The 20,911-nt window shown below is 41.6% G+C and carries 19 protein-coding genes; 3 read left to right on the forward strand and 16 right to left on the reverse strand.

Going from position 1 to position 20,911, the window contains the following annotated elements:
* Window positions 1-69: 69 nt before the first annotated feature.
* Both pgmB and AC59JO_RS04255 read right to left on the reverse strand, forming a co-directional pair.
* Entirely contained in the window at window positions 70-720 is a 651-nt protein-coding gene (gene pgmB, locus AC59JO_RS04250; RefSeq protein WP_413669351.1) for a beta-phosphoglucomutase, read from the reverse strand.
* 45 nt (window positions 721-765) lie between these two features.
* The gene (locus AC59JO_RS04255) at window positions 766-2,628 is read right to left on the reverse strand and encodes a glycoside hydrolase family 13 protein (protein WP_413669352.1); all 1,863 of its coding nucleotides are present in this window, start codon (window positions 2,626-2,628) and stop codon (window positions 766-768) included.
* A 265-nt stretch (window positions 2,629-2,893) separates the two neighbouring features.
* Between AC59JO_RS04255 and AC59JO_RS04260 the strand changes: the two genes are divergently transcribed.
* Both AC59JO_RS04260 and AC59JO_RS04265 read left to right on the forward strand, forming a co-directional pair.
* Window positions 2,894-3,253, forward strand: coding sequence for a hypothetical protein (locus AC59JO_RS04260; protein ID WP_497303617.1), 360 nt, complete (start codon window positions 2,894-2,896; stop codon window positions 3,251-3,253).
* A 131-nt stretch (window positions 3,254-3,384) separates the two neighbouring features.
* Window positions 3,385-3,915 (forward strand): ferritin, encoded by a 531-nt coding sequence (locus AC59JO_RS04265; protein WP_110587071.1) that lies wholly within the window; start codon window positions 3,385-3,387, stop codon window positions 3,913-3,915.
* Between the two features lie 223 nt (window positions 3,916-4,138).
* Here the strand turns inward: AC59JO_RS04265 and AC59JO_RS04270 are convergent, their stop codons facing one another.
* The 3 genes from AC59JO_RS04270 to porV all read right to left on the reverse strand — a co-directional run bounded on the left by AC59JO_RS04270 (window position 4,139) and on the right by porV (window position 6,250).
* On the reverse strand, window positions 4,139-4,399 hold the full coding sequence (locus AC59JO_RS04270; protein WP_413669354.1) for a (2Fe-2S) ferredoxin domain-containing protein: 261 nt from the start codon (window positions 4,397-4,399) through the stop codon (window positions 4,139-4,141).
* Between the two features lie 199 nt (window positions 4,400-4,598).
* Window positions 4,599-5,081, reverse strand: coding sequence for a 2-C-methyl-D-erythritol 2,4-cyclodiphosphate synthase (gene ispF, locus AC59JO_RS04275; RefSeq protein WP_091217073.1), 483 nt, complete (start codon window positions 5,079-5,081; stop codon window positions 4,599-4,601).
* Complete coding sequence (gene porV / locus AC59JO_RS04280) at window positions 5,081-6,250, reverse strand: type IX secretion system outer membrane channel protein PorV (RefSeq protein ID WP_413669355.1); 1,170 nt, start codon at window positions 6,248-6,250, stop codon at window positions 5,081-5,083. Before porV ends, ispF begins: the two co-directional genes overlap by 1 nt.
* Before the next feature lie 242 nt (window positions 6,251-6,492).
* Between porV and AC59JO_RS04285 the strand changes: the two genes are divergently transcribed.
* Window positions 6,493-8,151 (forward strand): SUMF1/EgtB/PvdO family nonheme iron enzyme, encoded by a 1,659-nt coding sequence (locus tag AC59JO_RS04285; protein ID WP_413669356.1) that lies wholly within the window; start codon window positions 6,493-6,495, stop codon window positions 8,149-8,151.
* Between the two features lie 110 nt (window positions 8,152-8,261).
* Here the strand turns inward: AC59JO_RS04285 and AC59JO_RS04290 are convergent, their stop codons facing one another.
* From AC59JO_RS04290 to AC59JO_RS04340, 11 genes are all read right to left on the reverse strand, one after another.
* Entirely contained in the window at window positions 8,262-8,648 is a 387-nt protein-coding gene (locus AC59JO_RS04290) for a nuclear transport factor 2 family protein (RefSeq protein ID WP_497303620.1), read from the reverse strand.
* Between the two features lie 84 nt (window positions 8,649-8,732).
* The gene (locus AC59JO_RS04295) at window positions 8,733-10,139 is read right to left on the reverse strand and encodes a RagB/SusD family nutrient uptake outer membrane protein (RefSeq protein ID WP_497303622.1); all 1,407 of its coding nucleotides are present in this window, start codon (window positions 10,137-10,139) and stop codon (window positions 8,733-8,735) included.
* Window positions 10,140-10,155: 16 nt separating this feature from the next.
* Window positions 10,156-13,209, reverse strand: a complete 3,054-nt coding sequence (locus AC59JO_RS04300) for a SusC/RagA family TonB-linked outer membrane protein (protein ID WP_413669359.1) — start codon at window positions 13,207-13,209, stop codon at window positions 10,156-10,158.
* A gap of 129 nt (window positions 13,210-13,338) precedes the next feature.
* Window positions 13,339-13,839: an acyl-CoA carboxylase biotin carboxyl carrier protein subunit gene (locus tag AC59JO_RS04305; protein ID WP_497303625.1), complete on the reverse strand. Its 501-nt coding sequence runs from the start codon at window positions 13,837-13,839 to the stop codon at window positions 13,339-13,341.
* A gap of 166 nt (window positions 13,840-14,005) precedes the next feature.
* Window positions 14,006-14,668: a DUF4159 domain-containing protein gene (locus AC59JO_RS04310; protein WP_497303627.1), complete on the reverse strand. Its 663-nt coding sequence runs from the start codon at window positions 14,666-14,668 to the stop codon at window positions 14,006-14,008.
* Complete coding sequence (locus tag AC59JO_RS04315; RefSeq protein ID WP_413669362.1) at window positions 14,665-15,375, reverse strand: 16S rRNA (uracil(1498)-N(3))-methyltransferase; 711 nt, start codon at window positions 15,373-15,375, stop codon at window positions 14,665-14,667. Before AC59JO_RS04315 ends, AC59JO_RS04310 begins: the two co-directional genes overlap by 4 nt.
* Before the next feature lie 14 nt (window positions 15,376-15,389).
* On the reverse strand, window positions 15,390-16,730 hold the full coding sequence (locus AC59JO_RS04320; protein WP_413669363.1) for a hemolysin family protein: 1,341 nt from the start codon (window positions 16,728-16,730) through the stop codon (window positions 15,390-15,392).
* Window positions 16,731-16,736: 6 nt separating this feature from the next.
* The gene (locus AC59JO_RS04325) at window positions 16,737-17,285 is read right to left on the reverse strand and encodes an inorganic diphosphatase (RefSeq protein ID WP_091217112.1); all 549 of its coding nucleotides are present in this window, start codon (window positions 17,283-17,285) and stop codon (window positions 16,737-16,739) included.
* 22 nt (window positions 17,286-17,307) lie between these two features.
* Window positions 17,308-17,952, reverse strand: a complete 645-nt coding sequence (locus AC59JO_RS04330; protein WP_497303631.1) for a DedA family protein — start codon at window positions 17,950-17,952, stop codon at window positions 17,308-17,310.
* 55 nt (window positions 17,953-18,007) lie between these two features.
* Window positions 18,008-19,390: an NADH-quinone oxidoreductase subunit N gene (locus tag AC59JO_RS04335; protein ID WP_413669365.1), complete on the reverse strand. Its 1,383-nt coding sequence runs from the start codon at window positions 19,388-19,390 to the stop codon at window positions 18,008-18,010.
* Between the two features lie 22 nt (window positions 19,391-19,412).
* Window positions 19,413-20,888 carry a complex I subunit 4 family protein gene (locus tag AC59JO_RS04340; RefSeq protein ID WP_497303633.1) on the reverse strand — a complete coding sequence of 492 codons (1,476 nt, stop codon included), beginning with the start codon at window positions 20,886-20,888 and terminating at the stop codon, window positions 19,413-19,415.
* Between the last annotated feature and the right edge of the window lie 23 nt (window positions 20,889-20,911).

Consider the following 20,911-nt stretch of genomic DNA (forward strand, 5'->3'; position numbering starts at 1 on the left):
GTTTATATTTTTTTTTATGCCTCCATGCAAATCAAAAGCCCTCTCCCTTTAGGGGAGGGTTGGGTGGGGCTACAACTTATACAATTTATCAAGTGTCATTTCATCCAACCCTTTAATAACCAGGTTAGCTCCTGTAAGTACATCCGGCGAGCCGATGCCAACCACTTTCATGTCACCTGCAACGGCGGCTTCAACCCCGGCAATGGCATCCTCAAATACCACACACTCTTCGGGGAACACGCCCAGGGCTTGCGCACCGGCTAAAAACACTTCAGGATCAGGTTTGGCTTTGCTTACTTTGTTGCCATCTATCACCGCATCAAACATATCGGTGATGCCGATTTTCTCCAATATGGTCATGGAGTTTTTACTGGCCGAACCAAGCGCGGTTTTGAGGCCTACCTTACGGCAGGTTGTTAAAAACTCTTTAGCTCCGGGCAAAATCTCATCGGGTTTCATCTGGTTTACCATTTCCATATACCATATGTTTTTTTGGGTAGCCAGTTGCTCCTGTTCGGCTTCAGTTTTGGTAACGCCGCCCCAACCTAATATCAATTGCAGCGAACGCACTCGGCTTACGCCTTTCAATTGCTCGTTCTGGTGCTCGGTAAAATCAAAACCAAGCGAGTTGGCCAATCTTTTCCAGGCTTTATAGTGGTAAACGGCAGTATCAACAATTACACCGTCCAGGTCAAAAATACAAGCTTTTATAGTATTCATTTTCTTGGGTAAAACACAGGGAATTAGTCCCCTAAAGATATTATTTTAATGAGTAACACCGGGGATTAATTCTAATACTAAAGTTGTTTTGGCGGGGATCGTTACTTTATCCAGACCTGTCATCTCATCTGTTAGCACATTTCTCGCTTTTTTGGCATCGCCTATGCGCTCAAAATATCTTGACGTAGCGGTTTCCTGATCTTTCTCACTGCTGTTAAACATGATCATCACCGTTTTCTGGGCATCGTACCTGAAATAAACATAAATGCCATTTTCGGGTACAAACTGCATCATTTTACCTGTTTGCAGCGCAGTAGTGCCTTTGCGGTAATTAGCGAGCTTACTTACATAGTTAAAAGCATCGTTCTCCTTTTTATCACGGCCTTCGGCAGTAAATTTATTTTGCTTGTCGCCGGCCCAGCCGCCCGGGAAATCCTCGCGCACCAAACCATCGGGGTTTGAGTAGTTTTTCATCAGGATCTCATCTCCATAATACATTTGCGGTACGCCACGCATAGTAAGCAGCATAGCCATTGCCGATTTATATTTTGTAATATCCTCGCCCACCATGGATAATAAACGACTCATATCATGGTTATCCATAAATATGGTATTGCGGGTAGCATCCTGGTATAAAAAATCTTGCGCTACTACCGAGTATAGCCGACCAACGCCATCCGTCCAGCCGTCTTTACCGTTTATCGCTTCATAAATAGCATCTTTTAAAACAGCATCTGTTACGCCGGGGAGTTGGGTATCAAAACCGCGGTTAACGGTATTCCCCTGGGTAAAAAATGCCTGGTTAGCAGCAGACCATACGAGCGTTTCGCCAAATATGGAAAGCTTAGGAAACTCGGCTTTAACATCTTTTGCCCATTTAGCCATATACACAGGTTCATTGTAAGGATAGGTATCCAGCCTGAAACCATCGATACCTGCGTATTCCACCCACCAGATGTGGTTTTGGGTAAGATAGTTTTGTACGTAAACATTATTCTGGTTCAAATCGGCCATGCGATGGTCAAACCAGCCATCCTGCATCAACTTGCGGTCCATAGGTGAAGCATGCGGGTCCATTACCGCCGCATCACGGAAATTTGATTTGGTATACGTTGGCCATTGATGTACCCAGCTTTTCATTGGCATGTCCTGTATCAGGTAGCCTTCGGTACCGGCGTGGTTATGTACCAGGTCTTTAATAACCTTTAAGCCCATGCTATGGCATTTTTCAACAAACTTTTTATAAAGATCATTAGTGCCGTAACGCGGGTCTATCTTATAATAATCGGTAACCGCGTAACCGTGGTATGAAGCATGCGGCTCATCGTTTTCAATTTCGGGGGTAAGCCAGATAGCGGTAACACCTAAGTTTTTCAGATAATCGAGGTGATTCATGATCCCCTGTAAATCTCCCCCATGACGGCTGAACATCGAATCGCGATGAATACCCTGCTCACGAAGGTTATTGAATGAGTCGTTAGCAGCGTCACCGTTGCTAAACCTGTCGGGCATAATCAGATAGATCAGGTCTTTGCTGGTAACCCCCTGCGCCCTACCCGCCGACTTGTCGCGTTTGTTAAGCGTATAGCTATAAGTAAGATCCTTTTCACCGGCTTTTTTAAACTTTATCGGGAACGTTCCCGGAACAGCCGATGAAAAAATTTGCAGGTCGACAAATAAATAATTTGAGTTTTCGACTTTATGCACTGCTTTAAGCTTAACACCAGGGTAGCTTAAAGATACGCTGCGCTGCGCGATGTTGCTGCCATGAACCACCAGTTGCAGATTAGGATTGCTCATGCCAACCCACCACGACATAGGCTCAACGCGCTCAAGTGCAGGCGTTTGTGCCTTTACACCCAAAGCAGCCAACAAGCAGCATAAGGTGGATAGTAAGGTTTTTCTCATATAAAAAAATGATAAAAGGATAATTGGTTGGGTTGCAGATAAGCAGCAACCACGCTCCAAATTTATAATAAAATTAATTGCTTGTATGAAAAAAAATTATCCGACACTAATTTTTCGAATTCATACGAATTACACGAATTGATTTCTCAAACCTGATTCGTGTAATTCGAATAAATTGTGGGCTGCATGCTAATCATTCGTGTTGAAAATTATTTTCTATCTTTATTTGGATTGATTACAAATAATGCCAATATTTGTACCCGTTATGATTGCAACCACCGAATTATCTTTATGGACCGACGTTTTCAGCACCAAAACAGGTGCCGTTTACCAGTGCGATGCGGAGCGTTGCTGGTATATCGATTTCGCCGGTAAGGTTGCCCGGTTTGATCATCGCAATGTCTTGAAATTACGCAAAGCAGTTTATGCTATCGACATTGAGGAGAAGCTCCTTAATACTACTACCGATCCGGACGTAGAAATTATTTTCATCTGCGCCTGCGATCATTGTTATGTACTTTCCCTTGCTCAAATCATCAACCTGAAAGAGCTTTTAGAAGGTACCTTTGTGATGCTGGAACTCAACCACATCATTCACGACCGCCTTTACAGTAACTCCCTGTAATTTAGATCAATTCTCGTTATAATTTAGATTAATTTCATATTATCTTTAATTTAAACTAATATGCTTTAACTGCATTATTATTGCATTATAATTCCTGCAATAAGGCAGCGAACGTTTAATTTATCGACATCATGAAAGACCTACTCCGCATAAAAAGCCTGATATCGGCAGATATCGAATTGCTTTTAAACCAGCAAGTTAAGAAAGAAGCACTCTCTTCATCAATATATTTGGCCATGGCTTCATGGTGCAATCGTAATGGTTATGATTTTTCGTCCGAATATTTTTTCAAACAAGCAGATGAAGAACGTCATCACCAGTTAAAATTTTATAAATATATTCTTGATATGGGTGGCAATGCTGTATCACCAGAGGTTACCGGCATTAAACAGGAATATAACTCATTCCGCGAAGTGTTTGAAGAAGCGCTTGACCAGGAGATCAGCGTAACCAACTCTATCAAAAACATCTACGCCCGTTGCATGAAAGAGCAGGATTTTGTTACGATGGAATTCCTGAACTGGTTCCTGAAAGAACAACGCGAAGAAGAATACAAAGCCCGTCGCGCCCTCGAATTATTCGAAGTTATTGGCGAGGAAGGTACCGGCAGGTGGCAGATCGACAAGCATGTTGGTCAGATAAAATATGACAGCGAGGCGTAAAACCTCACCCTGCCCTCTCCAAAGGAGAGGGTTCGATAATAAAAAAAGTCCTTTTGCTAATGCAAAAGGACTTTTTTTATTATTGCCTGTTGTCATTTCGATACGAGGGACTAGTTAGAAATCTTATACGCCCTACATATTGATTTGCAAGGCGTATAAGATTTCTCCTCACCCTTTGTTTACAGCCCTCGCTGTTCGACGACAACGTTTTTTGTTGGATTTTTTACTCAATCAAATCCATCAGCTTTAACACTTCTTTAGGATGATATTCTTTCAACCACGTGTTACCGGGCTGAATACTGCATACCGGCGCGTACTTACACCTGTCGGTGCATTCGGTTTCAATCACTTCTAACTCTTCGCGACCATGGTAGTGCTTGATGTACGATTTGGCCAGCTTATACATATCCTTACCGCCACGTTTTCCGCATTTACTGCCTACACATACGTACAGCACTTTATCAGGTATGGTAAATTTGCTCATGATGCTATTTGTTAAAATTGCGTTAATAAATAGCAAAGTTAATGCTAAAACAATGCAAATAGTTGTCTGAACCAGGATTTATTGGATTTATGAGATTAAACGGATCTTTCCTTTTATACTCTTGCCTCCTCTGTTACTAAGTTAGCATACTTTATCGCTCACACCCTGCACGGGGTTTCAATATTGCTTCTTTACTACGCTACTCCCTTTCAATCAAACAAACAGCATAAGCTACCACACCTTCTTCACGGCCTATAAATCCCATTTGCTCATTGGTAGTAGCTTTAATGGAAATATCTTCCTCGCTAATAGCCGCAGCTTCTGCTATATAGGTTTTCATCGCTGGAATATGCGGATTAATCTTTGGGGCCTCGAGGCACACCATGGCATCGATATTGCCGATAACAAAACCTTTTTCTTTTATAAGTGCAACAACATGCTGTAAAAGGATCAGGCTGCTGATACCTTTCCATCTGTCGTCCTTATTTGAAAAGTGAAAGCCTATATCGCGCAGATTTGCTGCGCCAAGCAGGGCATCGCAAATTGCGTGTAACAACACATCGGCATCTGAGTGACCATAAGCACCGGCATGGTGCTCAAGTTTAACTCCGCCTAAAACAAAGGGGTGATTTTCTTTTAACTGGTGTACATCAAACCCAAAACCTACCTTAATTTTACCCATTATCTTCTTGAAGCATTTGTTGTACCACCAAAACTTGCCGACAAAGTGAAGCGCAGAGTATTGGCCAGGGCACTATTTTGCTGGCTGGCTGCCAGGTATGAAAAATCAAAATCAAAAACACTGTATTTAAACCCTATACCCATGGTAACATAGTGCCTGTCGCCTTTTGACGGGTTTTCGTAAAAATAGCCTGCCCTTACAGCAAACTGCTTGTTGTACCAGTATTCAACACCCGGCGAAAAGCTGATCTCTTTCAGCTCTTCACTAAAGCCACCCGGTGCATCACCAAACGATTGAAAAATACCCGCAGGTACAGATACATTATCATCCTTACCCTTTATAATATTACCATTCACATCGCGCAGCGGCGGAGTTGGTACCAGCAGCTTGTTAATATCAAAAGTTGCTGTAAACTCATTTACATCATCCAACTGCCAGGTATTAGCTACACCTAATTTTAAATTGGCCGGCAAAAAATACTTATTACCTACATCGCTGTAACTGATTTTTGTACCAATGTTTGATATGTGTGTGCCAAAGGCAAAAGTGTTGCCATCGCCATAAGGCGCTGTATAGTATAGCGAAACATCGGCGGCAAAGGCATTGCCCGCTTTTGCTGCCTGGCTCGAGCCGGTAGCAAACGAGATGCTTGATATATTAGAGTGAATGTATCGGGCAGTTAAGCCCAATGAAAAATTATCACCAAACTTACGGGCAAATGAAACATCCAGTGAATATTCGTTAGGTGTATAAGTACCCTGATCGTTTGTATTATCATCGGTAAGCTGGATAGAACCGTAGTTAAAATATCTCAACGAAGCACCAATGGTATTCCGGTCGTCAATTTTGTGTGCATAGCTCAGGTACGATAAGCTGATATCGGGTACGAGGTGCCTTAACCATGGACTATATGATACCGATAACGCATCATTACTTTCCAGGAATGCAAGCTTTGACGGGTTCCAGAAGTTTGCATTTACATCCGGCGATAAAGCTACACCTGCATCCCCCATAGCTCCTGAACGTGAATCTGGCGAAATGTTTAAAAAAGGGACTTCAGTGGGAATTGCATTAACATTACTTCCGTTAGTATTTGTTTGTGCTGCTGCAGCAATTGGTAACAAAAAGGGGGTAATTATAGCAAGGCCTCGAAATGTAAAAAACTTCATTTGTAGGAGTTAGGTTGTAACAGTTTGTATTTTATAAAAACAGGCTCACGACTTGTTTTACCCTTTCAAGCCTGTATTTATGCTGAAAGTTAAATCAAAAATTTAAATCAACGCAACTAATTTCATCAATTTTTCGTTAAAACCCCTGATAACTGTACTATTTATTTCTAAATAATGGTTCATAAGCATAAGCACTGTATCCATTTTTTTATAAATTTACCACTTAATATAACTGTAAAAATATGAAAATACTTTTTACTAAAACTGCTTTGGGATTGTTGGCTTTAGGGGCCGTGCTTAGCAGCTGCAGTAAACGTGAGCAATCGCAAAAAACGGGTATAACTTATAACGACAAAAACAACGGCGGTTACGAACGTTTCAGGCAAAGTCACCCATCTCCGGGGCCTGGATTAGTACCTATTGAAGGCGGTACCTTTGTAATGGGTGGCAGTGCCGATCAGGACATCACTTACGATTATAATAACGTACGCCGCAGGGTTACCGTACCCTCTTTTTACATGGACGAAACAGAGGTATCAAACCAGGATTGGCTTGATTACCTGCACTGGATCAATATTACCTTCCCTCAGGACCGCGAGTTATATTATAATGCAGTACCTGATACATTGGTTTGGCGTCATCCATTATCATACAACGAACCTTATGTAGATAATTATCTGCGCCACCCGGCTTTTCAGGATTACCCCGTTGTAGGTGTAACCTGGGATCAGGCGCAGGCCTATTGCTCATGGCGTACCGACCGTACCAACGAAAACATTTTACGTGAAACCGGAAAGTTAGTAGCCTGGAAAGATCAGGGTAAAAAGGGCGGCGGCGGCGATGCCGGTATTGCAGCTAACGGCCAGCCTTTCAACACTGATATTTATCTGAACGGCCAAATGACAGGCGCAGGCGTGGATGGTAAAAAAATGATGCCTAACCTGAGCCCTAACGCTCAAGCCGGTACCGGAAAAGGCGGCAAAGCTGTAAGGCCGGTGCGTATGGAAGATGGCATCCTGAAACAAGCTTACCGTTTACCATCAGAGGCTGAATGGGAATATGCAGCATTAGCCCTCGCAGGTAACACCCAATTTGAAAACATCGATGATGGTAAAATGTATACCTGGAATGGTTTAGGTGTACGTTCGGCAAAAAAGAAAACACGTGGTTTGATCATGGCTAACTTTAAACGCGGCAGTGGCGATAACGCGGGCGTTGGCGGTTACCTGAACGATAAGGCAGACATTACCGCTCCTGTACGTTCATATGCACCTAACGATTTCGGGCTATACAACATGGCAGGTAACGTTAACGAATGGGTTGCCGATACTTACCGTCAAACATCGTTTGAGGAGTTTGAAGACTTTAACCCTTTCCGTGGTAACGAGTTTTCAAATAAACGCCTTGCAGATCCAAGCAAAGGGCTTTATGCCAAAGATAAATACGGCAAGCCTATCAAAGATCCTGCACATTCCAATAAAAAATTAAAATACAGCGAGCTCTTAGCGTTACAACAACAAACTACAGCTGCACAAAGTGCAAATCCAAATGCGCCGCTTGCTACTTCGCAAACAGGCTCGCTTCCGGTTGATTCATTATTACCTAAAAACTCGGGTAAGGCTTACACTCCTGACGCAAGGGGTGAAAAGGATGAAGTTAACAAAGCCCTTTATGGTACAACCACGTTGGTTAACGACCACTCTAAAGTATACAAAGGCGGATCATGGAACGATATGGCATTTTGGTTAAATCCAGCTACACGTCGCTTTATGGACCAGGACGAAGCAAGTGCCGAAATTGGTTTCCGTTGCGCAATGACATTAGTAGGAGCGCCTGAAATTAACCCTAATGGCAAACCTCATTATCCGGTTAAAAAAGCTAAACCTTTTAAAGCAAGATAATTTTTATAACAGACTTCAGATAAGGCCTTTCAGCAATGAAAGGCCTTTTTGTTTATAGCCAACCAGCCAAATACATTAGCAAAAATCTTCGTTACACTTCCCCCTGTGCGCTATCCGTCAATCGGCTCAACCCATTGGCTTCGCCATTTTGGAGCTTCAAAAGGATCGGCGAAATACTGCGTTTCATGTATTACCTTATCGTTACGAAATTCCATAATGCTTACGGTGAAAGCCGGTCGATCCAGGTAGTTGATAGTGTATTCTGTGATCCAAGTATCGCCTTTTCCAAGAATCCTCCTAACACGGAAACCCGATGGTTTACCGGGATGATGCCCACGTAAAGCCTGCAAATTACTTCGTCCAAAAATACGTTCGCCCGACTGCGGATAATCACAGATAACGTCATCATCGTAAATATCATGCTCTGCGTTAATATCGCCGGCTCCTGATGCCTGCCAGTGTGCATTCAGGATCTCAAGTATTTGTTCATCTTTCATGGTGTTTTAGGTTTGATATCTTTATTAACAAAAAATCCCGATGAATGATATTCACCGGGATATATACTTGGATAATTAGGACTTTTATTGATATCCTTCGTTTTGGGTCAAATTTGAATTAGCATCGCGCTCGCGTTTTGGGATCGGAAATACCAATTTTGGCGAGTTCCACTCAAATGTATCTGCCACATTTCCGTCCTCGTCTGTTGTAACTGTACTTCCTTTATAACGTTTCAAATCAAATAGCCTGAAGCCTTCGAATGGTAACTCCACACGGCGTTCCGCTTCCACCGCATCACGCAATGCTTGTTTGGTGCTTGCAACGGTTGTATTTCCTAATCCAGCCCTGTTACGCACAATATTTAAATCAGCTTTAGCTCCGGTATAATCCGGAGTAGCTTTTTGCGATCTTGCCTCAGACCTGATCAGGTACATCTCGGCAAGCCTTATTACAATCACATTGCCAAATTTGTTATTGAATTTTGCGGTGTAATTATCCCCGTCGTTATAAAACTCATCAGCTCTTGTGTCATTCTTTTCATATTGGTCAAAATGCTGCTGATTAATTACTGTTTCACCTCTGCCCGCAAAATCAGCGCTCGCAAAAATTTCATTCAATGCGTTGAAACCCGATTGTTGAGATATCTGAATAGCAAATACGTCTTCACTGGAATTGAATACCCGTGTGGCTTGTTCGTAGTTTTGAAACTCATCTTTAAAAACAGGTACCAGGGAATAAAGTCCTGAATTGATAACTTTAGTAGCTTCCTGCTCAGCAAGATCAAACTTCTCTTGTGTTAAGTATATACGGGCAAGCACCGCAGAAGCATCGGGAGAGTTTGCGAACGAAGTTTTATTAGTTTCAAGTTTCGCCTCTGCATCGGTAAGATCTTTTATAGCCTGCGCATAAACATCGGCAACGGTGTTACGTGTGGGTTTCTGGATACCCGAAATTGAAGTTGTCGGTGTCAATACTATCGGAACCGCCAGGTTTGATGAAGGGGTCCCGTCATTCCAGGCTTTACCAAACACCCTTGCCAAATCAAAATAGATCATACCCCGTAAAAACTTGGCTTCACCTTCTACCCTATCCTTATTGGCAGCATCAACCAGATTTAAGTTGGCCAAAACGTTGTTGCACACGTTAATAGCGTTATACCCACTATCCCAAACACCCTCAACAAAAGCATTATTGACTGTTATCGCTTTATTTGCCAGTTCGGTATATTCTGAAAAAGTTCCGAAATATGAAAAGTCGCCATCGTCAGCTAAAAAGTCGGTGGTTGATTGAAACCGGCCTCCATACAGGCCCCTTAAACCGGCGGCCGTATAAGCACCTACAAGTACACCCTGAACATCTTTTGAAGTCTTGATTGCAAGGTCCTGCTCAACGGAATCCTGCGGCTTTATATCCAGTTGCTTTTGGCATCCGGAACTATATAGCAATGCTAATGTACTTAGTGCTATAATTGAATATTTAATTTTTTTCATTGTTCTTCAGCTTAAATTAAAATCCCACGTTAATGCCAAAAGTTATGGTTTTAGCCTGCGGTGCAGCATAAAAGTCATATCCCTGGGTAATATTTCCAGAAAATGCATCAGAGTTAAGTTCCGGGTCCCAGCCTTTGTATTTTGTCCAGGTGGCCAGGTTGGTAGCCTGGGCATAAACCCTTAAGCTTGACAATTTGATCTTACTTATCCAAGCTTTTGGAAAATTGTATCCAAGCACAATGTTTTTTAAACGTACATATGAACCATCATCAAGGAAGCGGGAACTTGGGTTAACGCCGTTTCCGCCGAACAAACGCGCTTCAGGTACGTTGGTGATCTGGCCGGGTTTTGTCCAAGCCTGCAATTGATCGCGGGTTTGGTTATCAAAACCGTTGTTAAAACCAACCGACATATATTGGCCGGCGCCATTGTAAATCTGATTCCCGTTAACAGATTGTAACAGGAAGCTAAAATCTATGCCCATGTAACTTACGCTGTTATTTAAGCCTGCTATATATTTAGGATTAGGATTACCAACTACAACAGGTACTGCCTGGTTGTAATCGTTGGTTTTTGCACGGTCTCTCTTGCCGCCACCTAAATCGGTATTTTTATAATACAAGGCATCGCCATTAGCCGGATCAGCGCCTGCAAATTCAGGAGCCACGAATACACCCAAAGGCTGCCCTTCCATAGCACGGTTAACGGCATCGCCACTACCTGTAATTACCTGACCTTTCAAGTCGGTAATTTTATTTCGGTTGAATGAGATATTAAAACTTGTATTCCAGGTTACCTTCCCTACAAGATTTTTTGAATCTATCTGAATCTCCAAACCCTTGTTTTGTAACTTACCAAGATTTTGTGTGATAGTGGTAAATCCTGAAGTTGCCGGTACCTGTACATTCAATAACAGGTCTTTGGTTTTCTTCAAATAAACATCAAACTGCCCTGCTAAACGACCTCCAAGGAAAGCTATGTCCAAACCTATATCTGTTTGAGCGGTGGTTTCCCATTTTAAACCGGGGTTTGGCAATTGTGTAGGCCTTGCTCCGGCAACACCAGCGTAACCGAATTCTGAATATAACCCTCGGGCCGGGAAATTACCAATCTCTGAGTTACCAGTTAAGCCATAGCTGCCCCTTATCTTCAGATCAGATATAACCTTTTGATTTTTCATAAAGCTCTCCTCCGAAACTACCCATCCAACAGAACCTGCCGGGAAAAATCCATAACGATGGTCGGCACCAAATCTTGATGAGCCATCTATACGACCACTTAATGACAATAAGTATTTATCGTGATACTTATAATTAGCCCTTGCAAAATATGAAAGCAATGAATAAGCAGTAGAGGATGACAAAGCACTGGTGATACTTGCAGAACTGGTCAGCTTCTTGTAAGCGTCGCTCGGAAATTGTTCGCCATTTAACGAATTAAGGTCATTCTGTTGCCTTTGATAGGTCATACCACCCACCGCGTCAATGCTACTTTTCCCGAAATCTTTTAAGAAATGTAAAAAGTTGTTGGTATTAAGGTTAATAGAAGTTACCGACGAATTAAGACCCACACCATTATTAGTACCCGAGTTACGGGCAGTAAGACTACCTGAATAATTATCTTCGGTTGAATTTAAAATGTCTACACCAACTTCACTCCTGAAAGTTAACGATGGCAATATTTTAATCTCCCCAAAAACATTACCGAGATTTCGGTAATCGGTAGTAATGAAATAACTATTCTCGGAATTTAACAGCGGATTAAAATACACTGGAAAATTACTGTTTGGCAAACCAGTGGCCGGGTCAAGCTGACCGCTTAACAGGCCTGTACGCGGGTCGATTACTGGCGTAATCGGCGACAAAGCCACAATTTGTTCAGGGGTGGAGAAAGCATTGTCATTATCTAAACGATGGTTTTGCGTACGCGAAACACTCAAATTAGCCCCAATTGTAAGCCAGTTGTTAGCCTGGTTTTCGATATTTGTACGTAGGCTATACTGATTGATCTGGTTTTTCAATATCCAGCCTTTTTGATCATTATAGGTGCCGGATATGTAAAACTTTGTTTTTTCGGTCCCTCCCGAAAATACGAGGTTATAGTTTTGAACCGGAGCATGCTGAGTTATCTGATCCTGCCAATTGGTATTTACGCTTGTATTTGCATAATCTGTATTTCCCGCAGCATACCTGATTAAGCGGGTCTTCGCATAACTTTCCAAACCACCTGCAACAGCAGCTGATTGAACAAGGTTCAGATATTCTTTTGAGTTTAAAAATTCACGCTCATGGGTTGGCTTACTGAAACCATAGTATTGATTGTAAGTAATTTTTGTTGAACCTGCTTTACCTTTTTTTGTAGTAACCAAAACAACGCCGTTTGATGCTCTTGAGCCATATATAGCCGCGGCAGAAGCATCTTTTAAGATATCGATAGACTCAATATCATTTTGGTTCAAGTCTACAAGTGGATTGGTGGAAGCTCCGTTACTTGAAAAATCATCTACAGTGATCGGTAAACCGTCAACAACGTAAAGTGGCTGGCTGCCAGCCGACACAGAAGATGCACCACGTACCCGAACCTGGATACCTTGCCCTAATTTACCGTTTTGGGCCTGGATATACACGCCGGGGCTCCGGCCTTGTATAGCCGATTCAAGGCTTGGTACAGGAATATTCTCTATATCGCCGCCTTTAATTTTTGAAACAGAGCCTGTTAGTGATCGTTTGCTTTGTGTACCATATCCTACAACCACAACCTCACCAAGTACTTTTGAATCTGTGGTTAACTGTGCATTTACCGCTGCTCCAGTTATAGCGATTTCGCGGGGAATATATCCCAAAAAATTAAAAACTAAAACTTTTGCAGTAGCCGGCACACTAAGTTTGTACCCGCCGTTAATATCGGTTTGGGTGCCTAATCCGGTAACTCCTTTTACGGTTACGCTTACTCCTGGTAAGGGCGAGCCGTCTTTCTGATCTGTTACTTTACCTGTAATAACCCGGTTTTGAGCAAAACCAAAGGCAACACAAGTACATAACAACAGAATTGTTAGTAGATGTTTCTTCATAAAAGTTAATATTGTTAATTAAGAAAGTAAGTTCGTAAAAAAAATATGCAAAAACAACAAAAGCCTTAAGATTACGTTGGCTTTGTTACAAAAATGTTATTATCGCATATTTAAAACAATAACACTCAGTTAAAACAACATTAAAATCTGCCCTTTTTCAACTTTGTCCCCGGGCTTTATTAATGTTTTTTCAACCGTTGCATCGGCTGGAGCTTTGATGATGTTTTCCATTTTCATAGCTTCAAGCACGAAGAGATTATCGCCTTTTTTAACGATATCCCCCTTATTTACAAATACTTTAAGCACCAGGCCCGGCATAGGGGCTTTAATCTCGCTGATCCTGGCACTGTTTAAATTACTAAACCCAAGCTTATCAAGCAGTATATCAAACTGATCTTTAGCGGAAACGCTATATAGGTGATTATTAACTTTTATTTCAGCAGTTTTTTCGCTACCGTTAAAATTAATTACCTCCACATTATATGAGCGGTTGTTTTCAATAACATGGTAATTGCCGGGCTTTATCTGTTTGATATCCGCATCTTTTTTAACCCCGTTTATAAGTAATCCAGCTGCAATGGTTCTCTCGGCTTCAATACTATAGTGGTTATTAATACTTAATTTATACATAGGATTTAGATTTGACGATAAGCGGTTTATATATTATTTGTTTAGGGATTGGTATAAAGCTAAACATAATATTATTAACCACAAAGGTTCCATAAGCAAACTAAACCCTTAACTGACAGTATAAAGAAAAAAAATGACGCGTAAAGGCTGCGGGCTGAAGCGGCCGTTATTGAGTGAAAATGTACTGAATTAAATTTGCGCCCATTTTAAGGGCTTTTTGGCGGGCTTCCTGGGTATCGCCGGCATAGGTACCATAATCTTCCCAACCGTTGCCTAAATCGCACTCATAGGTGTAAAAACAAACCAATCTGCCTTTGTATATCAATCCAAAACCCTGTGCACGCTTACCATCGTGTTCGTGAATTTTGGGCAGGCCGTTCGGGAAATCATATTTTTGATGGTAAATGGGATGATTAATGGGAAGCTCAACAAAATCGAGCTCTGGAAATACCTTCTTCATTTGCGGGCGAATATATTGATCGAGCCCATAATTATCATCGATATGCAAAAAACCGCCGCCGGTAAGGTATCTGCGCAGATTACGGGCTTCCTGATCGGAGAAGATCACATTACCATGGCCCGTCATAAAAGTAAAGGGATAATTAAATAATGAAGCACTGCCTACCTCAACCACCTCATCATCATCATCAAAATTGGTTTTAAGGTTTTCGTTGCAGAATTTAATAAGGTTAGGTAAGGCTGTACGGTCACCATACCAATCGCCGCCGCCACTGTATTTAAGGCGGGCAATTTTATAGGCAGGGGCGTCAAAGCTGCTCATTGCTATAGCAACAAATAAAACAACCAATGCTAACCCTACCTTTTTCATAACCTGTTTAAAAAGTTCACTTCAAAGCAAGCCTCCAGCGCGGCGGTTTCGGTGCGCAGGCGGCTTGTACCTAAAGATACTGGTTTAAACCCATTGTGTAAAGCCTTATCAATCTCGGCAGGGGCAAAATCACCTTCAGGACCTATCAGTATTAAATAACGCCCCTGCCGGGTTATTTCGTCTCTTAAAGCAAATTTCTCACCCGGTTCGCAATGGGCTATAAATTTTTGTCCATCAAAAGGTTTATCCAACAGTTGATTTAACGTTAACGGCTCATTTAATAGCGGGTGATACGCTTTCAGAGATTGTTTTATAGCGGCCGTGATAATTTTATTTAAACGCTCCACCTTGGCCTCCTTACGTTCTGAGCGCTGGGTGACGATCAATGATACTTCATCAATACCGATCTCCGTAGCCTTTTCTAAAAACCACTCCAGGCGTTCGATATTTTTGGTTGGAGCTACCGCTATGTGGAGGTAATGATTCCGTTTTTCAAAACCGGTGGTTACCGATGTTATTTTAAGAATGGTGCGCTTTGGATGTGCATCATGAATCAAAGCAGTATATAAACCTCCCCTGCCGTCAATCAACTGCACTTCATCGCCTGCTTCCAGGCGCAGCACACGTATAGCATGTTTGCTTTCCTCTTCGCTCAGAAAGTATTGGGGATGCGAGGCATCAATATCAGGAGTGTAAAAAAGTTGCATTATAGATAAGCAGATTAATGTAAATCTACTGTATCTTCTTCATTTATCAGTAATTCGAGTTTAACTGATTCAATATTCTGGTCAGATTTTTTCAGTACGGTAATGTTATATCCGTTCGATTCTTTTTGTTCGCCCACGTCAGGGATCTTTCCGAAGATATCGCCAAGCCAGCCCGATACGGTATCAAAGTCGCCGTCTTCAGGTAAATCATGTGGTAAATGCTCATTTACATCATAAATAGATGCAAGCGCATTTACTATAAACTCACGTTCATTTACCTTTTCAACAATTGGCTTTTCTTCATCATATTCATCCTGGATTTCGCCAACCAATTCTTCAACTATATCTTCCAAAGTAACCATACCCGCAGTGCCGCCAAATTCGTCAAGTACAATGGCTATCTGAATTCGCTTTTGCTGCAATTCGGCCATCAGGTCATTGATCTTTTTTGTTTCGGGGATGAAGTACGGCTTGCGGATAATATCTTTTAAAACGATCTCTTCGTTGCGAGCCAACAAGGGTAAAATATCTTTGGCATGTACAATACCGATGATCTTATCTATTACATCATCATAAACCGGCATACGCGAGTAGCCTTCATTGATGATCATATCCAGTAACTCTTCTTTAGTTGAGGCGATATCCACACCTGAGATCTTGGTTCGTGGTACCATGATGTTTTTCACCACCCGCTCGTTAAAGTCGAATACATTTTGGATGAGCTCATGCTCATTTGAATCGAGCGCTCCGGTCTCTTTACCCTGCTCAAGTAAATACTGCAGTTCCTCAGAACTGTGATGGGTTTCACCACCTTCAACAGCAGTTATGCCCAGTAATCTTAAGATAAAATTGGCAAAATTATTAAGCACCCATATAAATGGCCTGAAAACTACAAAGAAGAATCTCAGCGGCAAAGAAACAGCCATTACCGTACGTACCGATTTTTGGATAGCCAGCGACTTGGGCGCAAGCTCACCAAAAACTATATGCATGATGGTAATAAAACTAAAAGCCAGGATATGACTGGCCGTAATATAACCTTGAGAAAGGGTTATCCCCACACTCAGGAATGCCCGGATCACGAGATTGGTGGCAACCTCTTCGCCCACAACACCGAGTGCCAGTGAAGCAATGGTAATACCCAGCTGCGTGGCAGCCAGGTATCCATCTAAATTATGCAGTATGCCGCGGGCAACTTTGGCTACGCCGCTGCCCCCTTTGGCTTTAATTTCAATTTGCGAACCCCGAACCCTCACCATGGCAAACTCGGCGGCTACAAAGAAGCCATTGAGTAAAACCAAAAATATGGTAGCGAAAATGTAAAATAAACTAATCTCGTAATGTGCGGGGTCCATTTATTTTTATGATTGATAAACTGGGAACGTCGACTTATACAGCTCCAAACTCTCGGTTATCACTTTATGAGCATAACGTACGCCTAACAAATGCTCGATGGTTACGTTTTTGCCTTCCAATTTTTTGTAATCTTTGAAAAAACGAACGATTTCGGTCATGGCATGCGGAGGCAATTCATTTAAGTCGTTAATGTAATTTACCGACATGTCATTTTTAGCCACTGCAATGATCTTATCATCCTGCTCGCCATTATCAACCATGTGCATTACACCTACAACCTTAGCTTCGATGATAGACATTGGGAAAACGTCAATTGAGCAAAGTACAAGGATATCCAGCGGATCTTTATCATCACAATAAGTTTGAGGGATGAAGCCGTAGTTAGCAGGGTACATTACAGATGAAAACAATACACGGTCAAGCTTTAACAAGCCCGATTCTTTATCAATTTCATATTTCGCTTTTGAACCTTTTGGAATTTCAATGATAGCGTTTACTACTTCAGGAATATTATCACCTGGTGAAACCTGGTGCCATGGATGTAGAGTACTCATTTATCTTTATTAAAATTATTAACTAATCTGTTTTCTCGTTTTTTTCACGAAACTGTTTCTTTATGTAAGCAATAACCAGCGGAATTGTTGTAACTACAATCAATCCAAGTATAATATATTGCAAATAATCTTTTAATTGAGGGAACCTTCGCCCTAAAAAAAAACCACTTAAAGTAAATACACAAACCCAGGTTACGCTGCCGATAAGGTTATAAACCGAAAATTTTTTGATATCAACCTTAACAACTCCTGCAAATATAGGAGCAAATGTTCTAACAATAGGGAAAAATCTCCCTAAAATAAGCGCCATCCCCCCATGCTTGTTGTAAAACTCGCTGGCCAGCACCACATAGCGGCGCTTGAAAAAAAGCGAGTCGTTTTTATTGAACAATACAGGCCCCGTTCGGTAGCCAAACCAATAACCTGTAAAATTGCCTAATACGCCGGCCCCGATCAACGCTAGAACCAGTGTGGTGATAGATACATCAACCTTACCGGCGGCGCATAACAAACCGGCCATAAACAGCAGGTAGTCGCCAGGCAAAAAGAAACCAAAGAATAAACCGGTTTCGGCAAAAACAACAATAAGCAAGAGATAAAAACCACCCCTGCTTATTATGGATTGAGCGTCAGTTAAATTTTGAAGGTATTCCCAAAAACTTTCCATTCACTATATCTGTAAAACTACAAATATTAAATCAATTTGCAGTTATGAATACCGATTATATGAAACGGGCTATAAGATCGGGATAAACACCTATAAGGATTGTAGCCAAAGCCGAAACTGCAAATACAACTTTGTAGTAAACCGGCACTGTAAGTTCGGCACGTTCACCATCACGGAAATACATTGCTATGATAACCCTGAAATAGTAGAAAATACTGATTATAGCATTAATTACAGCTACAATAACCAAACCGATATGGTAGCGGCTTACCGCTCCCGAAAACATGAAGAATTTACCAATGAAGCCTGCGGTAAGCGGGATACCTGCCAACGAAAGCATAGCCACAGTTAATACAAAAGCCAGGAATGGGTTCTTTTTACCCAAACCGTTAAAGCTTTCAAAGTTATCGCTTCCGCCTTGTTGCTGTACCAATATCAAACCGCCAAATGCGATAATCGAAGCAATTGAATAAGCAGTAGCATACACAAATACCGAATTGCCTGAAGCAGCTCCTAATGATACAATAGCAAATAACAGGTAACCCGCATGTGAGATACTTGAAAATGCAAGCATCCTCTTAAAGCTTTGCTGATATAACGCGGTAATGTTACCGATAAACAAAGTGATAATAGTAACTACAAGTAATATCGGTGTCCAGAAATCAGATAACGGTTGAAAACAAGCTGAGAACAAACGCAGGAATGCTGCGAAACCAGCTGTTTTAACCACTGTAGACATGAAGGCAGTGATCAATGTAGGGGCACCTTCGTACACATCCGGAGTCCAGAAATGGAAAGGGGCAGCACCTACTTTAAAGCATAAACCTACTATAATAAGTGCTATGCCGGTATAAAACATAGGGTCGATATGCGGATGGTTAATTACATATTCCCTGATGGTATCAATGTTAAATGAACCTGACGATCCGTATAACAGGGCCATACCAAACAGCAAAAAGCCGGTTGAAAAAGCACCCATTAAAAAGTATTTCAAAGCAGCTTCATTTGAAGCGAAATCGCTCTTTTTAATACCGGCAAGGATATACAAACTCACCGACATGATCTCGATGCCGATAAACAGCATCACGAGGTTATTAAACGACACCATTACGATTATACCAGTCAGTGAAAACAGGATAATAGCATAATATTCGGCGGTGTGCCTGCTGATGCGCTCAAAGTAACCTTTTGACAATAACAGGATCAGAATTGTAGATATAATGGTAACACTTGAAAATACAACCGAAAAATTGTTGAACAACAGCATACCGGTATAAAGCGGCTCAGCTGTATCTTTTGAAGTCCATTGGCAAATTGCAAAACCTAAAGCAGCCAGTAAGCCTATAACGGTAACGGGCAGCAAAGCCTTTTGCGCTTTATATAACCCTAAATACAAAAGCACTATAGGTAAAACAGATATGATGATTATAGTATTCATTCTTTTCTTTAAAATCTTAAACCTACATTGTAAACTTTGAACCTATCTGATTTACCAGTTGCGTTACCGCAGCTTCAGAGATATGCAGGATAGGCTGAGGATAAATACCTAATACAATAACCAGGACACAAATTAAACACAAGGTAAACTTTTCGGTACCGCTAACGTCGGTGAAAGTAGCCGTAAGCGGATTGGTTTCGCCCTGCATTACATTTTTATAAAGACGTAACATGTAAACTGCGCCAAATATAATTGTTAAACCAGCTACTGCACCAAGTGCAATGCCGCCATATTGATGGGCACCAAAATCAAACACTCCTTTTAATAAAAGAAACTCGCCAATAAAACCATTGGTAAGCGGTAAGCCTACTGTACCTAATAATATGATCAGAAAACCAATTGCAAATTTAGGAGCAACTTTAGCAATACCCCCCAGTTGGCTAATCTCACGGGTGTTTAGCCTGCGGCTGATGACATCCCAGATAAAGAACATACCAACAACGTTGATACCGTGGTTCAGCATCTGGATCATGGCCCCCTGAACACCGGCAATATTCCAGGCAAAAATACCTGCAGCTATTAAACCAACGTGAGCTATTGATGAATAAGCTACAAGACGCTTACCATCTTTTTGCTTAAAGGCAATAATTGAAGCATATACTACACCTATAACCCCAAGGATTATGGCTAAAACCTGGAAATGAAAGAAGCCAAGCGGAGCATTAGGGATCATCCATCGGATAACACCATAAATACCCATTTTAAGCATGATACCTGACAACATCATAGTACCACCTGATGGAGCTTCGGTATATGTATCCGGCTGCCAGGTATGGAAGGGGAACAAAGGCATTTTGATGGCAAAAGCCAGGAAAAATGCCCAGAAGATCCAGCTCTGATGTTTAACATCCAAAGTCATTTTATAGAAATTGTGGATGTCGAATGTTTTATCAGGCGATTGCAGGTACAGGTAAATGATACCAACCAGCATGAACAACGAACCTGCAAATGTGTAGATGAAAAACTTAATAGTAACGCGGATACGGTTTTCGCCTCCCCAAAGAGCACATATAAAGTAGATTGGGATTAATGCTGCTTCCCATCCAACGTAAAACAAAAATCCGTCGAGGGCAGTGAATACAACCAACATACCAGCCTGCATAAACAGGATGAGGCCATAAAAGGCGCCTTCATTTTTATATTGATGCTGATAGGTTGTTAAAATAATTAATGGTACAAGCACCGTGGTCAGTAAAACCAGCACCATGCTGATGCCGTCGATACCGGCACTAAAGTAAATTCCATAACTGCTGATCCAAGGCACATCAATAACAAACTGGGTTGATGCATCCGGAACAAATTTGCTTAAAAATATAAGCGCTATTACCAGTTGGGCAACAGAGAAAAATAATGCTGCATGTTTAGCTATCCCGTTTTTTAGCAGGGCAGTTATAACAGCGGCAACTATTGGCAAAAAAAGTAATATACTAACGGTCATTTTTATGTTGCTAAACGCTTATC

It is taken from the genome of Mucilaginibacter sp. A5337, assembly GCF_059690695.1.

Excerpts from the sequence above, each read along its gene's own strand:
- AC59JO_RS04300 (WP_413669359.1), bottom strand. The coding sequence starts at position 13,209 with ATGAAGAAACATCTACTAACAATTCTGTTGTTATGTACTTGTGTTGCC.
- AC59JO_RS04325 (WP_091217112.1), bottom strand. The coding sequence starts at position 17,285 with ATGAGTACTCTACATCCATGGCACCAGGTTTCACCAGGTGATAATATT.
- AC59JO_RS04265 (WP_110587071.1), top strand. The coding sequence starts at position 3,385 with ATGAAAGACCTACTCCGCATAAAAAGCCTGATATCGGCAGATATCGAA.
- AC59JO_RS04315 (WP_413669362.1), bottom strand. The coding sequence starts at position 15,375 with ATGCAACTTTTTTACACTCCTGATATTGATGCCTCGCATCCCCAATAC.
- AC59JO_RS04320 (WP_413669363.1), bottom strand. The coding sequence starts at position 16,730 with ATGGACCCCGCACATTACGAGATTAGTTTATTTTACATTTTCGCTACC.
- AC59JO_RS04305 (WP_497303625.1), bottom strand. The coding sequence starts at position 13,839 with ATGTATAAATTAAGTATTAATAACCACTATAGTATTGAAGCCGAGAGA.
- AC59JO_RS04335 (WP_413669365.1), bottom strand. The coding sequence starts at position 19,390 with ATGAATACTATAATCATCATATCTGTTTTACCTATAGTGCTTTTGTAT.
- AC59JO_RS04295 (WP_497303622.1), bottom strand. The coding sequence starts at position 10,139 with ATGAAAAAAATTAAATATTCAATTATAGCACTAAGTACATTAGCATTG.
- AC59JO_RS04255 (WP_413669352.1), bottom strand. The coding sequence starts at position 2,628 with ATGAGAAAAACCTTACTATCCACCTTATGCTGCTTGTTGGCTGCTTTG.
- AC59JO_RS04285 (WP_413669356.1), top strand. The coding sequence starts at position 6,493 with ATGAAAATACTTTTTACTAAAACTGCTTTGGGATTGTTGGCTTTAGGG.
- pgmB (WP_413669351.1), bottom strand. The coding sequence starts at position 720 with ATGAATACTATAAAAGCTTGTATTTTTGACCTGGACGGTGTAATTGTT.
- porV (WP_413669355.1), bottom strand. The coding sequence starts at position 6,250 with ATGAAGTTTTTTACATTTCGAGGCCTTGCTATAATTACCCCCTTTTTG.
- AC59JO_RS04290 (WP_497303620.1), bottom strand. The coding sequence starts at position 8,648 with ATGAAAGATGAACAAATACTTGAGATCCTGAATGCACACTGGCAGGCA.
- AC59JO_RS04260 (WP_497303617.1), top strand. The coding sequence starts at position 2,894 with ATGATTGCAACCACCGAATTATCTTTATGGACCGACGTTTTCAGCACC.
- ispF (WP_091217073.1), bottom strand. The coding sequence starts at position 5,081 with ATGGGTAAAATTAAGGTAGGTTTTGGGTTTGATGTACACCAGTTAAAA.
- AC59JO_RS04270 (WP_413669354.1), bottom strand. The coding sequence starts at position 4,399 with ATGAGCAAATTTACCATACCTGATAAAGTGCTGTACGTATGTGTAGGC.
- AC59JO_RS04330 (WP_497303631.1), bottom strand. The coding sequence starts at position 17,952 with ATGGAAAGTTTTTGGGAATACCTTCAAAATTTAACTGACGCTCAATCC.
- AC59JO_RS04310 (WP_497303627.1), bottom strand. The coding sequence starts at position 14,668 with ATGAAAAAGGTAGGGTTAGCATTGGTTGTTTTATTTGTTGCTATAGCA.
- AC59JO_RS04340 (WP_497303633.1), bottom strand. The coding sequence starts at position 20,888 with ATGACCGTTAGTATATTACTTTTTTTGCCAATAGTTGCCGCTGTTATA.